At 38.6% G+C, this 15948-nt stretch carries 18 protein-coding genes and 1 tRNA gene; 15 read left to right on the top strand and 4 right to left on the bottom strand.

Annotation, left to right across the window (positions count from 1 at the left end; all coding sequences use genetic code 11):
* Positions 1-4 precede the first annotated feature (4 nt).
* The 3 genes from JK629_RS10965 (at position 5) to JK629_RS10955 (ending at position 3443) form a co-directional block, all read left to right on the top strand.
* The gene (locus JK629_RS10965; protein ID WP_202335661.1) at positions 5-997 is read left to right on the top strand and encodes an AAA family ATPase; all 993 of its coding nucleotides are present in this window, start codon (positions 5-7) and stop codon (positions 995-997) included.
* 73 nt (positions 998-1070) lie between these two features.
* Positions 1071-2405 carry a DUF58 domain-containing protein gene (locus JK629_RS10960; RefSeq protein ID WP_225626011.1) on the top strand — a complete coding sequence of 445 codons (1335 nt, stop codon included), beginning with the start codon at positions 1071-1073 and terminating at the stop codon, positions 2403-2405.
* Positions 2406-2462: 57 nt separating this feature from the next.
* Complete coding sequence (locus JK629_RS10955; RefSeq protein ID WP_202335660.1) at positions 2463-3443, top strand: hydrogen peroxide-inducible genes activator; 981 nt, start codon at positions 2463-2465, stop codon at positions 3441-3443.
* 54 nt (positions 3444-3497) lie between these two features.
* Here the strand turns inward: JK629_RS10955 and JK629_RS10950 are convergent, their stop codons facing one another.
* Both JK629_RS10950 and JK629_RS10945 read right to left on the bottom strand, forming a co-directional pair.
* Entirely contained in the window at positions 3498-3695 is a 198-nt protein-coding gene (locus tag JK629_RS10950; RefSeq protein WP_045079953.1) for a hypothetical protein, read from the bottom strand.
* Positions 3696-3887: 192 nt separating this feature from the next.
* The gene (locus JK629_RS10945) at positions 3888-4340 is read right to left on the bottom strand and encodes a DUF4442 domain-containing protein (protein ID WP_202335659.1); all 453 of its coding nucleotides are present in this window, start codon (positions 4338-4340) and stop codon (positions 3888-3890) included.
* Between the two features lie 134 nt (positions 4341-4474).
* On the opposite strand from JK629_RS10945, the gene JK629_RS10940 reads away from it, so the two are divergent.
* The 6 genes from JK629_RS10940 (at position 4475) to JK629_RS10915 (ending at position 8557) form a co-directional block, all read left to right on the top strand.
* Complete coding sequence (locus JK629_RS10940; RefSeq protein ID WP_202335658.1) at positions 4475-4975, top strand: DUF4870 domain-containing protein; 501 nt, start codon at positions 4475-4477, stop codon at positions 4973-4975.
* Entirely contained in the window at positions 4959-5144 is a 186-nt protein-coding gene (locus JK629_RS10935; protein ID WP_202335657.1) for a hypothetical protein, read from the top strand. Before JK629_RS10940 ends, JK629_RS10935 begins: the two co-directional genes overlap by 17 nt.
* Positions 5141-5479: a PadR family transcriptional regulator gene (locus JK629_RS10930; RefSeq protein WP_202335656.1), complete on the top strand. Its 339-nt coding sequence runs from the start codon at positions 5141-5143 to the stop codon at positions 5477-5479. Before JK629_RS10935 ends, JK629_RS10930 begins: the two co-directional genes overlap by 4 nt.
* The gene (locus JK629_RS10925; RefSeq protein WP_202335655.1) at positions 5476-7236 is read left to right on the top strand and encodes a PspC domain-containing protein; all 1761 of its coding nucleotides are present in this window, start codon (positions 5476-5478) and stop codon (positions 7234-7236) included. The genes JK629_RS10930 and JK629_RS10925 overlap by 4 nt, the downstream gene beginning before the upstream one ends.
* A 19-nt stretch (positions 7237-7255) precedes the next feature.
* Positions 7256-7975 carry a head GIN domain-containing protein gene (locus JK629_RS10920; protein WP_202335654.1) on the top strand — a complete coding sequence of 240 codons (720 nt, stop codon included), beginning with the start codon at positions 7256-7258 and terminating at the stop codon, positions 7973-7975.
* A 150-nt stretch (positions 7976-8125) separates the two neighbouring features.
* Entirely contained in the window at positions 8126-8557 is a 432-nt protein-coding gene (locus JK629_RS10915) for a hypothetical protein (RefSeq protein WP_202335653.1), read from the top strand.
* A gap of 65 nt (positions 8558-8622) precedes the next feature.
* Here the strand turns inward: JK629_RS10915 and trxB are convergent, their stop codons facing one another.
* Positions 8623-9585 carry a thioredoxin-disulfide reductase gene (trxB, locus tag JK629_RS10910; protein ID WP_202335652.1) on the bottom strand — a complete coding sequence of 321 codons (963 nt, stop codon included), beginning with the start codon at positions 9583-9585 and terminating at the stop codon, positions 8623-8625.
* Between the two features lie 248 nt (positions 9586-9833).
* Here trxB and JK629_RS10905 point away from each other — a divergent pair.
* The 6 genes from JK629_RS10905 (at position 9834) to JK629_RS10880 (ending at position 15709) form a co-directional block, all read left to right on the top strand.
* Positions 9834-9907 (top strand) — tRNA-Pro (locus tag JK629_RS10905).
* Between the two features lie 142 nt (positions 9908-10049).
* Positions 10050-11414, top strand: a complete 1365-nt coding sequence (hemN, locus tag JK629_RS10900; protein WP_202335651.1) for an oxygen-independent coproporphyrinogen III oxidase — start codon at positions 10050-10052, stop codon at positions 11412-11414.
* 103 nt (positions 11415-11517) lie between these two features.
* On the top strand, positions 11518-12801 hold the full coding sequence (locus JK629_RS10895) for an alginate export family protein (RefSeq protein ID WP_202335650.1): 1284 nt from the start codon (positions 11518-11520) through the stop codon (positions 12799-12801).
* A 27-nt stretch (positions 12802-12828) separates the two neighbouring features.
* Positions 12829-14295: a copper-containing nitrite reductase gene (nirK, locus tag JK629_RS10890; protein ID WP_202335649.1), complete on the top strand. Its 1467-nt coding sequence runs from the start codon at positions 12829-12831 to the stop codon at positions 14293-14295.
* An 89-nt stretch (positions 14296-14384) separates the two neighbouring features.
* On the top strand, positions 14385-15077 hold the full coding sequence (locus tag JK629_RS10885) for a formylglycine-generating enzyme family protein (protein ID WP_202335648.1): 693 nt from the start codon (positions 14385-14387) through the stop codon (positions 15075-15077).
* Positions 15078-15088: 11 nt separating this feature from the next.
* Positions 15089-15709: an SCO family protein gene (locus JK629_RS10880; protein ID WP_202335647.1), complete on the top strand. Its 621-nt coding sequence runs from the start codon at positions 15089-15091 to the stop codon at positions 15707-15709.
* Positions 15710-15760: 51 nt separating this feature from the next.
* On the opposite strand, the gene JK629_RS10875 is transcribed toward JK629_RS10880, so the two are convergent.
* Positions 15761-15946 carry a hypothetical protein gene (locus JK629_RS10875; protein ID WP_202335646.1) on the bottom strand — a complete coding sequence of 62 codons (186 nt, stop codon included), beginning with the start codon at positions 15944-15946 and terminating at the stop codon, positions 15761-15763.
* Positions 15947-15948: the final 2 nt, after the last annotated feature.

The raw sequence follows: 15948 nt of genomic DNA, 5'->3' as shown, positions 1-15948 counted from the left end.
AATTATGGAAGAAACACAGGAAAATCCCTTGGAATTCAATTCGCGAATCGATTTAAAAAATCTGCAGGAAGCGGTTGAAAAAATAAAAGCTGAATTAGGCAAAGTAATCGTTGGGCAGCACGATATGCTAGAAATGTTAATCATTTCAATACTTACCGACGGCCATTCGTTAATTGAAGGCGTTCCGGGCGTTGCGAAAACCTTGACCGCAAAATTGTTGGCAAAAACATTGGCAGTAGATTTCAGCAGGATCCAATTTACGCCAGATTTGATGCCGAGCGATATTTTGGGAACTTCAATCTTCAACGTAAAAACAAGCGAGTTTGAATTCAAACAAGGTCCCGTTTTTTCAAACATTGTTTTGATTGACGAAATAAATCGTGCGCCCGCAAAAACGCAAGCTGCACTTTTTGAAATAATGGAAGAGCGCCAAGTAACAATGGACGGTACCGAATATAAAATGCAACCGCCATTTTTGGTCTTTGCCACCCAAAACCCTGTAGAACAGGAAGGAACTTACGCCCTGCCCGAAGCGCAATTGGACCGTTTTCTTTTTAAAATAAATGTGCCCTACCCCACTTTGGAAGAGGAAATCCACATTCTTGAAAACGAGCACCACCGGAAGGATGCTTTCGTCTTGGATAGCGTGATACAAGTGCTGAACGCAAAACAGATTGCGGAATACCAACACACCATAAAACAGATAATCATTGAAAGCAATTTGCTGAAATACATCGCAGCAATTGTGGAAAATACGCGGACCAACGCCAACTTATTTTTGGGCGCCTCGCCACGTGCATCGTTGGCAATTATGAATGCTTCCAAAGCATTGGCTGCAATGAACGGCCGCGATTTTGTAACGCCGGACGATATTAAAAAAATTGCTCCTTCGGTTTTAAGGCATAGAATTATGCTAACCCCAGAGCGTGAAATGGAAGGAATAACGGCAGATAAAGTGGTTCAACAGATTATTGAAACCATCGAAATTCCGAGATAAAGATGCTGGGTGCTGGGCGCTCAATAGCGGATGGCCAATAGAAAAACCCGAAACCTGAAACAAATTTTAAAAAGTGAAGAAATTCCTTAAAAGCCTATACCTAAAAAAACGATTTTTCAGCGTGCTGTTCTCGCTGGCGGTTATGTTTGTGTTTTCTTACTTCTTCCAAGAATTGTTTGGCGTGGTTAAGCTTTTATTTTATTTGCTTTTGGGAGTTTTTGTTTTCGATATCTTCTTATTATATCGAAATAAAACTGGAATTCAGGCACAGCGAATACTTCCCGAAAAGCTTTCCAACGGTGATGATAATTCCATTGAAATTAAGGTTGTAAATAGGTTTCAGTTTAAAACTTCTGTGAAGATTATTGATGAATTGCCCATTCAATGGCAGGTTCGCGATTTTAAGATTGAAGCTATTTTAAATGCTTCCGAAGAAAAAAAATTCACCTATCAAGTCCGGCCAACAGAGCGCGGGGAATATCACTTCGGAAATTTGAACATCTTTTCTTCTACGGTTTTGGGATTGGTTGCCCGGAAACAACAATTTTCCGCAGAAGCGATGGTCCCAAATTACCCTTCATTCCTTCAGCTTAAAAAATATGATTTCATCGCTTTTACCAATAAACTGAAACTTTTCGGACTTAAAAAAATCCGAAGAATTGGCCATACCATGGAGTTTGAGCAAATAAAGGATTACACGTCGGGCGACGATGTGCGGAATATAAACTGGAAAGCCACGGCGAAACGAAGCAGCTTGATGGTGAACCAATTTCAGGACGAGAAATCGCAGCCAGTTTATGCGGTGATTGATAAGGGGAGGGTGATGAAAATGCCCTTCAACCACTTGAGTTTGCTGGATTATGCAATTAATGCTACGCTCGTTATTTCAAATATAGTCCTCAAAAAACACGACAAAGCCGGAATGTTCACGTTTTCCCGAAAAGTGGACGACCGTGTCATCGCACAACGCCGAAGTGTGCAAATGCACCTTATATTGGAAACACTTTACAACGTGGAAACCGATTTTTCAGAAAGTGATTTTTCGCGTTTGTATGTTGATGTGAAGCGACATATTAAGCAACGAAGTCTGCTTTTACTCTTCACAAATTTTGAAACAATGGATGCTTTGCACCGTCAGTTGCCGTATTTGCAGGCAATTAATAAAACGCATCTTTTGGTGGTTATCTTTTTTGAGAATACCGAGTTGAAATCATTTATGAATAAAAAGGCAACCACGACCCATCAAGTTTTTGAGAAGACGATTGCTGAAAAATTTATTTATGAAAAGAAACTAATAGTTAACGAACTTCACAAATACGGCATCCAATCCATTCTTACCGCGCCGGAAAATCTTACGGTGAACACAATTAATAAGTATTTGGAAATAAAGGCGAGAGGGCTTCTTTAAATTTTCATTATAAATTATATTGATTAAATATGTAAATTTGCATAAATATAATTTACAATGACAATTACACAACTTAAATACGTTTTGGCCGTGGCCGAACAGCAGAATTTCACAAAAGCCGCCGAAAAAACTTTTGTTACTCAACCCACACTTAGTATGCAGATTCAAAAACTGGAGGAGGAACTTGAAATCCAGATTTTTGACCGAAGTAAAAAACCCATTGAACTTACGGGCGTCGGTAAAAAAATTGTAGAGCAGGCTCGAAACATCGTCAATGAGTCGGAACGCATGCAAGATGTTGTAGATCAGGAAAAAGGCTTTATTGGCGGGACTTTCAAACTTGGTATTATTCCTACGGTAATGCCAACTTTGTTACCCATGTTTCTGAAAAGTTTTTCAAACCGCTATCCAAAGGTGCAATTGAAAATCGAAGAACTGAATACCGATGAAATCATTGCAAAAATTAACGATGGCTACTTAGATGCTGCCATTGCTGCAACGCCTTTGGGTCAGGAAAAAATTAAAGAAAGGCCTATCTATTACGAGCCCTTTGTGGGTTACATTCCGGAAAACCATCGTTTGGCCTCTAAAGAAAAACTGGAAATCATTGATCTTGACATCGAGGATATATTATTGCTGGAAGACGGACATTGTTTCCGCGATGGGATAATAAATCTTTGCAAAGCCTCTAAAAACAACAGCCACGATAAGTTCCAGTTGGAAAGTGGAAGTTTTGAAACCCTTATAAAACTTTCAGATGAAGGCTTGGGAATGACGCTCCTGCCCTATTTACATACGTTGGACATTTTGCCATCCCAAACCAAAAACTTAAAATATTTTAAAGAACCCTCCCCAGCGCGCGAAGTGAGTTTGATTTACAGTAAAAGTGAGTTGAAAATGCAAATTATCAATGCACTGCACGATATTATTTCTGGCGTAATCCGCGGGGCAATTGCTTTTCAGGACGTGAAAATCATCAGTCCAACTAAAAAAAAGTCGGCTTTCAGTTATAAGTTATTAATGAAAACAACTTTATGACCCTTAACGCTTAATCAATTACTAAAAAATCCCGCTAGTAAAAGCGGGATTTTTTTATGGGTTTAAATAAATTAGACATTGATTTAATTGTGGGTTCTGCTTGATAAGCGAATCAATCCAGACTTTTAGTTCTTCTACTTCGTAGGGAAGCAATCTGGTTAACGCTTTCTTCAACTCCTTGCAAAACAAATTGACGTCAAAACTTACTTTTGAAAGTACAGCTTTGGTGTAATCAAACATTGCTCTTGCCATAGCTAATTGAGGTTTAGTTAAAAATTTAAGTAGGTAGATTTTTACAATAGGCAGAAGAAGTTTTGTATTAATGAGTTTTAAATATAACTAATTTTTTTCAATTAAATTCTGTTTGAAGTCTAATTCATTCTGTTAAAAAATTGTTAACCAACCCTCAAGACTATACAAATCCCTAAAAGATTGATGTTTGCATTATTTGACCTTCAGAGTCCATTCAAATTCAAAAGTAGAAACCACATCTCCGGCCATGTCCTTTCCTACCGATTTCATCCAAATGGTTTGACCTTTACCCGTAGCAATAGTTTTATTAATGGCCTCATTTATCATTACACCATCTGTACAGGTAAACAGAATTCTGCCCCTAGCCTTTTTAGTGAAAGTTGCGCTATTATTCGCCACAAGCATGGAGATCTTTTTATTGCTTTCCTTTATTTTCGCCATAATCATTGCGCCGGTACTGAGCTCTGCAGCCATCCCCTGTACCGCCCAAAAAATGGATTTGAACGGGTTTTGGTTTATCCATCGATGTTTTACCGTGGTTATGCAAGTGGTTTCTGAAATTGATTTTACACGCACTCCAGTAAAATATGCAGCAGGTAATTTAAACAATAGAAAAGTATTGATTTTAGTTGGGCTCAGTTTCATTTCGACTTAAATAGTTCACGAAGATATTCAATATATCCTACACATCCTATTTGTTAAAAATATGTTAATTTTAGTACTATGCGTAACATACTACTATCTTTTAGACATATATTTGCATAAGAAAATAACAAGCAATGGAAACTACAATTTCAGAAAACCAGAAAAACGTAAGTGCATTTATTCACTTATCTACCTTTTTAAAATACTTTTTCCCGTTCGCGAATTTTATCGCGCCATTATTGATTTGGACATTCAATAAGGAAAAGGCTTTTGTGGACGAGCACGGAAAACAGGCAATCAATTTTCAATTGAGTGTTTTGGTATATACCATATTAATAGGATTGATATGCCTTCCCTTCTTTATCATTTTCGCAACGGATTTTATCTCTTTGATTGAAACCATTGATCACAATGCGGGGGAGTTTTCAGTAAACAACATTCAAAATCTTTCAGGATACATATTATTGTTCGGATTGGCCATTTTATTGCTTCTGGCATTGTTCGTTTTTGAGCTGTATGCCGTAATCAATGCCTCCATCCACGCTTCACGCGGAAAACTTTATAATTATCCACTTAGTATATCATTTATAAAAACCAACCTTAAAAACCCTATTCAAAATGAGCACATTAGTTAGTTACCTATTGGCCGCCATTTTACAGTTTATAGGTGTAAGTATGCCCACGGAACAGGAAACTGTTAGCGCATTGACTCATCAACAATGCGAAGAAACCACAAGTGTGCTCCCCTATTCATTCATCAACAATAGCGAACAAGAATTAAAAACAAGTAAAGAACAATTATGAAAATCGAAAACACAAAAGCACAGATGCGAAAAGGGGTTTTGGAGTTCTGTATCCTTTCCGTTTTAAAAGACGGCGAGGCCTATACTTCAGACATACTGGAAACCCTAAAGGACGCAAAAATGCTTGTCGTGGAAGGCACAATCTATCCGCTGCTCACAAGGCTAAAAAATGCGGGCTTGCTTTCTTACCGTTGGGAAGAATCTACCAGCGGACCGCCACGCAAGTATTATGAACTTACCGATACCGGTAAACTATTTTTAACCGAATTGAACGATACCTGGGCAGAACTGCAACAGGCCGTGAACAAAGTAACCAGCGAAAAAAACACAAAATGAACAAGACAGTAAATATAAATTTGGCAGGCACTTCCTTTCACATAGACGAAGATGCCTTTGGGAAACTTTCGCGCTACCTAGACGCCATCCGCAAATCGCTGAAAGGAGCTGACGGTAGTGAAGAAATTATGCAGGACATTGAAGCCCGCATTGGCGAACTTTTTTCTGAAAAAATAGAAAGCCCTTCACAGGTAGTCACTTTAAAAGATCTTGACGAAGTGATTTCAGTGATGGGACAACCTGAAGATTATGAAGTTGACGACGAAATTTTTGAAGATGTACCCCCTTCTTCAAAAACCTATACAAAATCAAGGGCTACTGCTTCACACAAACAGCTTTTTCGTGATGTTGACAACAAATATATTTCTGGGGTTTCTTCCGGAATTGGGCACTACATCGGCATAGACGCTATTTGGATCCGTCTTTTGTGGATACTTTTAGTTGTTGCCGGAATGGGCTCTCCAATAGTAGTCTATATCCTGCTGTGGATACTGGTTCCGCCAGCACTCACTACTTCAGAAAAACTTAAAATGACCGGCGAACCCGTGAATATTTCCAACATTGAAAGAAAATTCAAAGAAGGCTTTGACAATGTTACTGACCGGGTAAAAAACGTAGATTATGACAAATACGGCAACAAAGTGAAAAGTGGCGCATCCAGTTTTTTTGATAGCTTGGGAATCTTAATAATGACACTTTTTAAAGTTTTTGTAAAATTTATCGGCGTACTGATAATTATTGTTTCCCTTTCCACAATAATTGGTTTGGTTGTAGGCTTTTTCACCTTTGGATCGATAGATTTTTGGGGCAATTCAGAGTTGACCGAGTATATCGCGCTGGTTGATACAACCAATGTACCTCTGTGGCTGATTGCTCTGCTATCCCTGTTTGCCGTAGGCATTCCATTTTTTGTATTGTTCATCTTAGGGTTGAAGCTTTTAATTAGCAATCTGAAATCGATGAGCTCTACCGTAAAAATCCTACTGATTGTAGTTTGGGCATTGTCGGTAATTGGTTTGGCTGTTTTGGGAATAAAACAGGCAACAGAACAAGCTTACGATGGCAACTTCATTGAAGAGCAGACCCTTGCTGTTCGCACAGGAGATACCCTGAGAATTGCAATGCGCGCCGATAAACAATATAGTTATGAAGTGAGCCGTGAAAACGGTCTTGAATTGAAATATACCGAAGATGACAAAAGAATAATTTATTCAAGCGATATTCTATTGAATATTGAATCCACAAAAGATTCCATAGGAAAAATTGTAATTGAAAAAACAGCAGAGGGCAACAATCACCTCGACGCAAAAAAACGTGCAGAAGCTATTGAATATAAGTATTCCTTTGAAAATAACAGCTTATTGCTGGATGGGTTCTTTATTACCGATACAAAAAATAAATACCGCGACCAGCAAATTGAAATAACGGTTTATGTACCCGAAGGCACGGTAATTTATTCTGAAGAGAATGCAAATTCCTATTATGGCTATAATTCAGATTTTGATGAGTTAAGCAATTGGGACAACGAAGCGCACTATTACAGAATTTTAAAAAGCGAGGTACAATGCCTGGATTGCAAAGAGAAAGATGAAAGGGTTGATGAAATGGATTCCACAGAAATCTTCCATTCCGATAAAACTATTGACAGTGTAAAAACTATCAATAAAAACTGGGAGGAAGAAGTAAAAGAAGATTTCAATAATAAAAATACCGCATCCACAAATACCAGTGAAACCATAACAATTACCATAGATTAATAACCAAAAACCAATCGATATGAAAACAACAAATTTTATAATCGCAATAGGCGCAGCACTTATCTTGGGTGCCTGTAACCTGAATATTACCACAGGAGAAAACGGCAACGGAAAGGTTGTAACCGAAGAACGCGAAGTAACCGCAGATTTTACGGAAGTACGCGGCAGTGCCGGGCTTGACGTTTATCTTACCCAAGGTGATGAAAACAAAATTGTAGTGGAAGCTGACGAAAATTTGCTTCAGTATATTGAAACTGATGTGGAAGATGGAAAACTGCACATTACCACTTCTGAAAATATTGGGCGTTCCAATGCCAAAAAAGTTTACGTTACATTCAAAGAGCTCAATACTGTGGAAGCCAGTAGCGGCGCCGATGTTACCGGAAATTCTGTAATAAAAAGCCAGAATTTGAGCCTTAAAAGCAGCAGCGGTGCCGATTTGGAAGTAGAAGTCTTTGCCCAGGAATTAATCGCTAAAACCAGTAGCGGTGCCGATTTAAAAATTTCCGGCAAAGCGTCATCTCTCAATGCGGACGCCTCAAGCGGTAGTGAATTAAATGCTAAAGAGCTTTTAGTGCTAAATTGTAATGCGGAAGCATCCAGTGGTGCCGAAGTAACCGTAAACGTTCAGGAAAAACTTGAAACCCATGTAAGCAGCGGTGGAGATATAAATTATTACGGAAACCCTGTATCAGTAAATTCAAATAAAAGCCATTCGGGCAGTGTGCATAAAATGTAAAGCTATCGACATTATTTCATTTTTAAAACGCCTTGAATTGCCAAAAAGGCCTAACAGTTTGCTAAAACTTTGTTAGGTCTTTTATCATTTATAAAAATTTTAAGAGGTTTTCTCTACTTAAATTACAACATTAGAAAAAACAAAAAAATTATGAAAAAGATATTGATTTTATTAGCAGTAGTAGTAATTGCATTATCCTGCAGTTCTGATGATGATTCTGGCGATGCAAACACCAATGAATTTGAACAAATAGAAACCACCCTTCCTCAGGGCGAATGGGAAATCAGTAATTACTTTGATGGCCAATCTGACCATACAATAGATTTTGAAAGCTTTGTTTTCGATTTCAAGGAAGATGGTTCAGTAGTAGCACAAAATGATCTTTTGACCGAAAGTGGAACTTGGGCTTATGATAATTCTTCAAGTAGTGAGGAATTGGTGCTTCAGTTTGGGCAAATGACTCCGTTTAACCAACTTAATGATGATTGGGAAATCGTTTCAGTTAGTAATTCAACTATAGAACTTTCCGATGTTAGTGGTGGAAATGGCGATATTGAACTATTGACATTTACGAAACTGTAAACTGGAAAATAAAAAAAAATAAAAAAGCCGCGAATACAGCGGCTTTTTTTATATAATGAAGATTGTTATGCCGTTACTTCCGTTTCAATTGTAGCAAGGTAACGTTCCGCATCAAGCGCAGCCATACAGCCGGTTCCGGCAGCAGTTACAGCTTGACGATATTCCTTATCCTGCACATCGCCACTCGCGAATACACCGGGTTTATTGGTTTTGGTAGATTTTCCTTTTGTTATCAAATAACCGGTATCGTCCATTTCAAGTTGTCCTTTAAAAATATCGGTATTTGGCTTGTGACCAATAGCAATAAACAATCCCGTGATTGCTATTTCTTTCTTTTCACCTGTTTGGTTATTTACCATTCGTAAACCTTCCACTACCTGCTCGCCCAAAACTTCATCTACTTCGGTGTTATAAAGTACTTCAAGGTTTTTGGTGTTGTTAACGCGGTGCTGCATCGCTTTTGAGGCCCGCATGTAATCTTTTCTTACAAGCATGGTTACTTTGTTGCAAATGTTAGCTAGATAAGTAGCTTCCTCTGCTGCGGTATCCCCTGCTCCCACGATTGCCACATCCTGACCTTTGTAGAAAAAACCATCACAAACAGCGCAGGCCGAAACCCCGCCGCCACGCAATCTTTGTTCGCTTGGTAAACCCAAATATTTTGCGGTTGCCCCAGTGGAAATTATTACGGTTTCGGCTTCAAGTTTTGTGGAGTTATCAACAGTGATTTTATGGATACCGCCAACTTCATCGCTAAATTCAACAGCTGTAACCATTCCAATTCTCACCTCTGTTCCAAATCGCTCTGCCTGTTGCTGTAATTGAACCATCATCGTTGGGCCGTCTATCCCTTCCGGATAACCGGGAAAATTGTCAACTTCAGTTGTGGTTGTCAATTGTCCGCCGGGCTCCATTCCTGTGTACATTACAGGTTTTAAATCGGCACGTGCGGCGTAAATGGCAGCAGTATATCCTGCTGGCCCTGAGCCAATAATCAGGCATTTTATTCTTTCAATAGTTTCGCTCATAATTGTATTCCTGTGTATTTTTTGAATGGTAAAAATAACAACTTTCAGAGGAATGAAAACCCAAAAGTTATGAAGAATTGTTATTTTATTATCATTATACGCTATTACAGTATTAATATTTTTAAGGTTTAAATCAAATAAAATCTTTTAAAAAAAGCTTTTATTTTTCTCTTTCGATAATGCTTAATTTTAAAAGGCAAAACAATTTGTAGAACTTTTAAATTTCTTTATTTTTGCCATTCAATTTTCGGGATGTGGCGCAGTCTGGTAGCGTATACGTCTGGGGGGCGTAGGGTCGCAGGTTCAAATCCTGTCATCCCGACTTTTTAAAAGAGCACTGAAATAATCAGTGCTCTTTTTTATATAAAGCCGAAATGCAAGGATTTCTTATTCCTTTCAACTGATAAATATCATTTTACAGCAACCGCACCATAGGTAATTTTGCGCCCATAAGAAAATGAGTGATGCAAAACAGTTTAATTTCAAAATACAACGTTCCCGGACCACGTTATACCAGTTACCCCACAGTTCCATATTGGAAAAACGATGATTTTTCTTTAAACCAATGGAAAAAAGGAGTAATTAAAAGTTTTTCTGAAAGTAATTCTAAAGAAGGCATAAGCCTCTATATTCACCTTCCTTTCTGTGAAAGCCTTTGCACTTTTTGTGGCTGCAACAAGCGTATCACAAAAAACCACAATGTGGAAACTCCCTACCTTGAATCTGTTTTAAAGGAATGGCGACTTTATTTGAAATTATTTACGGAAAGACCCATAATTAAAGAATTGCACCTTGGCGGTGGTACGCCTACTTTTTTTTCCGCGGAAAATCTAAAATTGCTCATTAAAGGAATTTTTCGAGATGCAACCATAGCCCCAAATCCATCTTTCAGCTTTGAAGGACACCCAAACAATACTTCCGAAGAACATTTGCAGACGCTTTTTGATTATGGTTTTACAAGGGTTAGCTATGGGGTTCAGGATTACAATCCAACCGTACAAATGGCGATCCACAGGTTGCAGCCATTTGTGAATGTAAAACGCGTAACCGAAACGGCCCGCGAAATTGGCTACACTTCAGTCGGGCACGACATTATTTTTGGACTTCCCTTTCAGAAAAAGGAACACGTTATACACACCATTGAGAAAACAAAGGAGTTAATGCCAGATCGTATTGCTTTTTACAGCTACGCGCACGTGCCGTGGATAAAGGGCAATGGCCAACGCGGGTTTAAAGAAGAAGATCTTCCCAGTGCCATTGAAAAGCGTGATATGTACGAAACTGGTAAGCGTATGCTTGAAGAAGCGGGATATATAGAAATTGGAATGGATCACTTCGCCCTTAAAACTGATAGCCTTTATAAAGCCGTAGAAAATAAGACCCTCCACCGAAATTTTATGGGCTATACCGATAGCAAAACCCAATTGATGCTGGGACTAGGTGTTTCTGCAATTGACGATAGCTGGTACAGTTTTGGGCAAAATGTAAAAAACGTAGAGGAATATCAGGAGCTGGTAGATGAAAATATTATTCCCGTGTATCGCGGACACATTTTAAATTCAGAAGATCTTATTATCCGCAAACATATCTTGAATATGATGTGCCGTTTGGAAACTTCGTGGGAAGATGCTTCGCTTCAATTTGAGGAACTGCCCGGAGCGCTCGAAAAACTTAAAGAAATGGAAGATGATGGCTTGGTAAACATAGGTTCCAAAACACTTCAAATTACCGAAAAGGGGCGTCCCTATGTGCGTAACATCTGTATGGCTTTTGATGTGCTTTTGCAGCGCAGCAAACCAGAAACGCAACTTTTTTCTATGACTATCTAAAAATTATTTTAAAAATTTCAGATTTTTTAAAATACTGATAAACGTCATATTTGTTACCACAACAAAATAAGATATTTGTATCTGAAATAAATTTATAGCTATTATGTTCGCCCCAAAATATGTTTTCTTGGTAATTCTTATTCTTACAGTTACTAACATATATTCACAGTTTACATTAGATGCAGAGCTTCGCCCACGTTTTGAATATCGCCACGGCTACAAAAATCTTTTTCCAGATAATACAGAGCCTGCTGCCTTTGTTTCGCAACGCACAAGATTAAACTTCAGTTACAAGACCGAAAAGCTTCATTTTTATTTAAGTCCTCAGGATGTAAGGGTTTGGGGCGATGTTCCGCAGCTAAATGTAGCAGACGAAAACGGATTTTCGTTGCATCAAGCTTGGGCAGATGTTGTAATGGTTCCAGACCTTTCCTTAAAAATTGGACGTCAGGAAATTGTTTACGACGACCAGCGTTTCTTCGGAAATGTAGGCTGGGCGCAACAAGGAAGAAGCCACGATGCTGCTATTTTAAAATACGAACCCAGCTTTTTGAAGCTACATTTCGGAGCTGCATACAACCAAGATGGAGAAGCATTGACTGGAAATATCCTTAAAACAAATACCTATAAAAGCCTTCAATATGTTTGGCTTGACAAGGATTGGGAAAAATTATCAGCAAGTTTTCTCTTTTTGAACAACGGTTTGCAATATATTGATGAAACCGACAAATCAAAAAACGATACGCGCTATAGTCAAACCGCAGGACTTCATTTAAACGCGAATTTGAGTAAATTCAACTTTGCTTCAAATCTCTACTATCAATTCGGGAATGACGTGGCAAATAATGATTTAAGCGCCTACCTTCTTTCATTGGAGGCGAATTATTCTGCTTTGGAAAATCTACGCATTGGCATAGGTGCCGAACTGCAAAGCGGAAATGATTATGGCGCCCCTGCCAATGGAGAAAACAAAGCCTTTAACCCACTTTATGGAACCAATCACAAGTTTAATGGGTTTATGGATTATTTCTATGTAGGCAATCATATTAACAATGTGGGCTTAGTAGATTTTTATGGAAATGTAAAATATGCCTTCACTAAAAAATCAAACGTTTATTTGGCGCTTCATCAATTTTTCGCTGCCGCGGAAATAGATGACAATACTTCAAAAGTTTTGGGTTTTGAAGTAGATTTAGTAACTTCGTTCAAAACGAGCAATTTTACAGGTATTCAGGCAGGATATTCACACTTTTTTATTTCAAAAGGAATTGAAATCCTGAAAAATAATTTTGATGGAAATACAAATAATTGGGCATGGGTAATGGTGACGATAGACCCTGCTTTATTTACTTGGAAAAAACCAGAAATTGAAAATAATAACCAATAAAACCACCACTTTTTAAAAACCGAACCTATGAAATTAGTTATCAAACAAAAGTTAATTACCAATATGCTGCTGGGCCTTGGCGCGGTTGCTTTTCTTTCGGGCTGTGTAAATGACCAGTCAGAGAAAAAATACAACGATACTGTAGAAATTCCTGTAAATCAAGAAATGATTGCGGAACTTACTTCTCCACCAAATGTGCCTACTCCCGTAGGAAAACGAATGGCCAAAAAACTAATCGTGGACTTGGAAATCCAAGAACGTGAGGGTGAAATGACTAATGGCGTTAAATATGTTTATTGGACTTTTGGCGGAACCGTCCCGGGAAGTTTCATCCGAACCCGCGTGGGCGACGAGGTAGAATTTCACTTAAAGAATCACCCAGACAACAAACTTCCGCATAACATAGATCTTCACGCCGTGAACGGTCCCGGTGGTGGGGCAGAGTCATCTTTTGTAGCTCCCGGCCATGAAAAAGTGTTTTCTTTCAAAGTGCTTAATCCTGGACTGTATGTTTACCACTGTGCTACCGCGCCCGTGGGAATGCACATTGCCAACGGCATGTACGGGCTTATTTTGGTAGAGCCGGAAGGTGGTTTGCCTCCAGTGGACAAAGAATATTACATCATGCAAGGTGATTTCTATACCGAAGGCAAATATGGCGATCGTGGCTTACAAGCCTTCGATATGCAGAAAGCCATTGATGAAAAGGCAGATTATGTAGTCTTTAATGGAAGTGTTGGAGCAATGACTGGCGACAATGCCATTACTGCAAAAGTGGGTGAAAAAGTACGTCTCTTCGTTGGAAACGGTGGGCCAAACTTAGTCTCCTCATTCCACGTTATTGGTGAAATTTTTGACAAAGTTCACGTGGAAGGCGGTGATATGATCAATGAAAATGTACAAACAACATTAATTCCTGCAGGTGGTGCAGCAATTGTGGAGTTTCGTGTAGATGTTCCCGGAACCTTTATACTTGTAGACCACTCTATTTTCAGAGCGTTCAATAAAGGTGCTTTGGCAATGCTAAAAGTAGAAGGCGAAGAAGACAAGCGCATCTATTCTGGTGAAATCCGCGATGATATTTATCTTCCTGAAGGTGGAGCAATACAGTCTATGCCCAACGGTACGAGAAAAGAACCAAAAGAAGAGGTGAAAGCTTTAAGCCTTGAAGAACGTATGACCTTTGGAAAGGATCAATATTTAGCTACTTGCGCAGCCTGTCACCAAGCTGATGGAAAAGGGATTGAGAACGCTTTTCCTCCTTTGGCAAAATCTGATTATCTAAATGCCGATGTGGACAGAGCAATCGATATTGTATTGCACGGTAAAACCGGTGAAATAACTGTAAACGGTAAAAAGTATAACAGCGTTATGACAGCACAGGCGCTTAGTGATGAAGAAGTAGCAAATGTACTGACCTATGTTTATAACAGTTGGGGAAATTCTAAAAAAGAAGTTACCCCAGCAATGGTTCAAGCCGTTAGAAACAAATAATAAAATTGTAAAAATTGAAATTATATAGCTCCGCCCTTTTCTTAGTCTTTTCATTATTATTTTGCGAGGTCGCAGCCCAAAATGATAATATGGCTTTAGTGAAGGGCGGGGTTTATCTTCCGCTATATGGCGCCGAGGACCAAACTGTAAAGGTTGATCCTTTTCTAATGGATGTATATCCCGTAAGCAATGCCGAATATTTAAAATTCGTGAAAGAATATCCGCAATGGAAAAAAAGCAATGTCAAAACCCTATTTGCCGATAAAAGCTATTTAACAAACTGGAAGAATGACGAAGCTTTTCAAGGCCTTCCAAATGCTCCCGTAACAAATGTTTCCTGGTTTGCAGCAAAAAAATATTGTGAATGTCAAGGCAAACGGCTACCCACAATGGACGAATGGGAGTTTGCTGCTATGGCCAATGAAAATGTGCAGGATGCAAGAAGACTAGAAACCTACAACCAATTCATCCTAAACTGGTACGAAACCCCAAAAACCTTTAAAAACCCTATAGGCGAAACCTTCAAAAATTATTGGGGAATCTACGATCTTCACGGTTTGGTGTGGGAATGGACTTTAGATTTTAATTCGGTATTAATATCGGGAGAATCCCGAAAAGACGTTGACAAAGACTCCAATCTCTTCTGCGGAAGCGCGGCAATAGGAGCTTCAGATTTAATGAATTATGCGGCATTTATGCGCTATGCCTTTCGGGGAAGTATGAAGGCTCGCTATTCTTCACAAAACTTAGGTTTTCGATGTGCGAAGGATGTTGAAAATTAAAAATTAGAAACATGAAAAAATTTAGATATTTGGTAATAGCATTTGCTTTGGGGAGCTTTTTTTCCTGCAATAGTAATTCAGAAAAAAATACAGACACCTCTGATTCTGCAAAAGTGAAAAAAGCCGTAAGTGAAGCCATTCCGGAAATGTCTATTTATAATCTTCCCTCCCATTGGACCACTCAAAATGGAGAAGAAATTGAACTGAAAGACCTTGAAGGAAAAGTAGTTGTTATGGTTATGATTTACACAACCTGTAAAGCTGCTTGTCCACGTTTGGTTGCAGATATGCGCAATATTGAAAAACAAGTGCCCGAGGAAAAAAAGGACGATGTACAATATGTTTTTGTAAGCATTGATCCAGAAACCGATACCCCTGAAAGGCTAAAAGCTTTTAGTAAAGAAAATGAAATGGAGGATGATAAATGGCTCTTCCTTCGCGGAACCGAAGCAGATACCCGCGAATTTGCAGCTGTGTTGGCAGTTAATTATAAAGAAATCTCTCCGATGGATTTTTCACATTCAAATATTATAAGTGTTTTTGACCATCATGGTGAAATGGTGCATCAGCAGGAAGGCTTGGGTGTTGACAATAAAGAAACGGTGCAAGCCATCATTGAATTGGCCAAATAAGAAGATAATATTTGAAAAACAGAAAAAAATAAATATTAATATTTTGAAATTCTAACCTTTTCTTTCGGGATTGTCATTCTTCTTTTTTCGATTATGAACCATGTTTTTTCGCTTTTTGCTACGTTTCACATAAAAAATTAGCCCAGCGATAAGAGCAAAGCAAACAACTATTGAAATTATAGTTGCTGCTACGCCACCACTAAAATCAACCAGTGGAATAGAGTTTATAATTTTCATAA

The organism is Aequorivita iocasae (assembly GCF_016757735.1).
Classification (GTDB): Bacteria; Bacteroidota; Bacteroidia; order Flavobacteriales; family Flavobacteriaceae; genus Aequorivita; species Aequorivita iocasae.
The sequence above is the reverse complement of the archived record's forward strand: the minus strand, read 5'-3'. Positions and strand labels throughout refer to the sequence as shown.

Coding starts and splice junctions, on each gene's coding strand:
- JK629_RS10965 (WP_202335661.1), top strand. CDS start 5: ATGGAAGAAACACAGGAAAATCCCTTGGAATTCAATTCGCGAATCGAT.
- JK629_RS10955 (WP_202335660.1), top strand. CDS start 2,463: ATGACAATTACACAACTTAAATACGTTTTGGCCGTGGCCGAACAGCAG.
- JK629_RS10950 (WP_045079953.1), bottom strand. CDS start 3,695: ATGGCAAGAGCAATGTTTGATTACACCAAAGCTGTACTTTCAAAAGTA.
- JK629_RS10945 (WP_202335659.1), bottom strand. CDS start 4,340: ATGAAACTGAGCCCAACTAAAATCAATACTTTTCTATTGTTTAAATTA.
- JK629_RS10940 (WP_202335658.1), top strand. CDS start 4,475: ATGGAAACTACAATTTCAGAAAACCAGAAAAACGTAAGTGCATTTATT.
- JK629_RS10935 (WP_202335657.1), top strand. CDS start 4,959: ATGAGCACATTAGTTAGTTACCTATTGGCCGCCATTTTACAGTTTATA.
- JK629_RS10930 (WP_202335656.1), top strand. CDS start 5,141: ATGAAAATCGAAAACACAAAAGCACAGATGCGAAAAGGGGTTTTGGAG.
- JK629_RS10925 (WP_202335655.1), top strand. CDS start 5,476: ATGAACAAGACAGTAAATATAAATTTGGCAGGCACTTCCTTTCACATA.
- JK629_RS10920 (WP_202335654.1), top strand. CDS start 7,256: ATGAAAACAACAAATTTTATAATCGCAATAGGCGCAGCACTTATCTTG.
- JK629_RS10915 (WP_202335653.1), top strand. CDS start 8,126: ATGAAAAAGATATTGATTTTATTAGCAGTAGTAGTAATTGCATTATCC.
- trxB (WP_202335652.1), bottom strand. CDS start 9,585: ATGAGCGAAACTATTGAAAGAATAAAATGCCTGATTATTGGCTCAGGG.
- hemN (WP_202335651.1), top strand. CDS start 10,050: ATGCAAAACAGTTTAATTTCAAAATACAACGTTCCCGGACCACGTTAT.
- JK629_RS10895 (WP_202335650.1), top strand. CDS start 11,518: ATGTTCGCCCCAAAATATGTTTTCTTGGTAATTCTTATTCTTACAGTT.
- nirK (WP_202335649.1), top strand. CDS start 12,829: ATGAAATTAGTTATCAAACAAAAGTTAATTACCAATATGCTGCTGGGC.
- JK629_RS10885 (WP_202335648.1), top strand. CDS start 14,385: ATGGCTTTAGTGAAGGGCGGGGTTTATCTTCCGCTATATGGCGCCGAG.
- JK629_RS10880 (WP_202335647.1), top strand. CDS start 15,089: ATGAAAAAATTTAGATATTTGGTAATAGCATTTGCTTTGGGGAGCTTT.
- JK629_RS10875 (WP_202335646.1), bottom strand. CDS start 15,946: ATGAAAATTATAAACTCTATTCCACTGGTTGATTTTAGTGGTGGCGTA.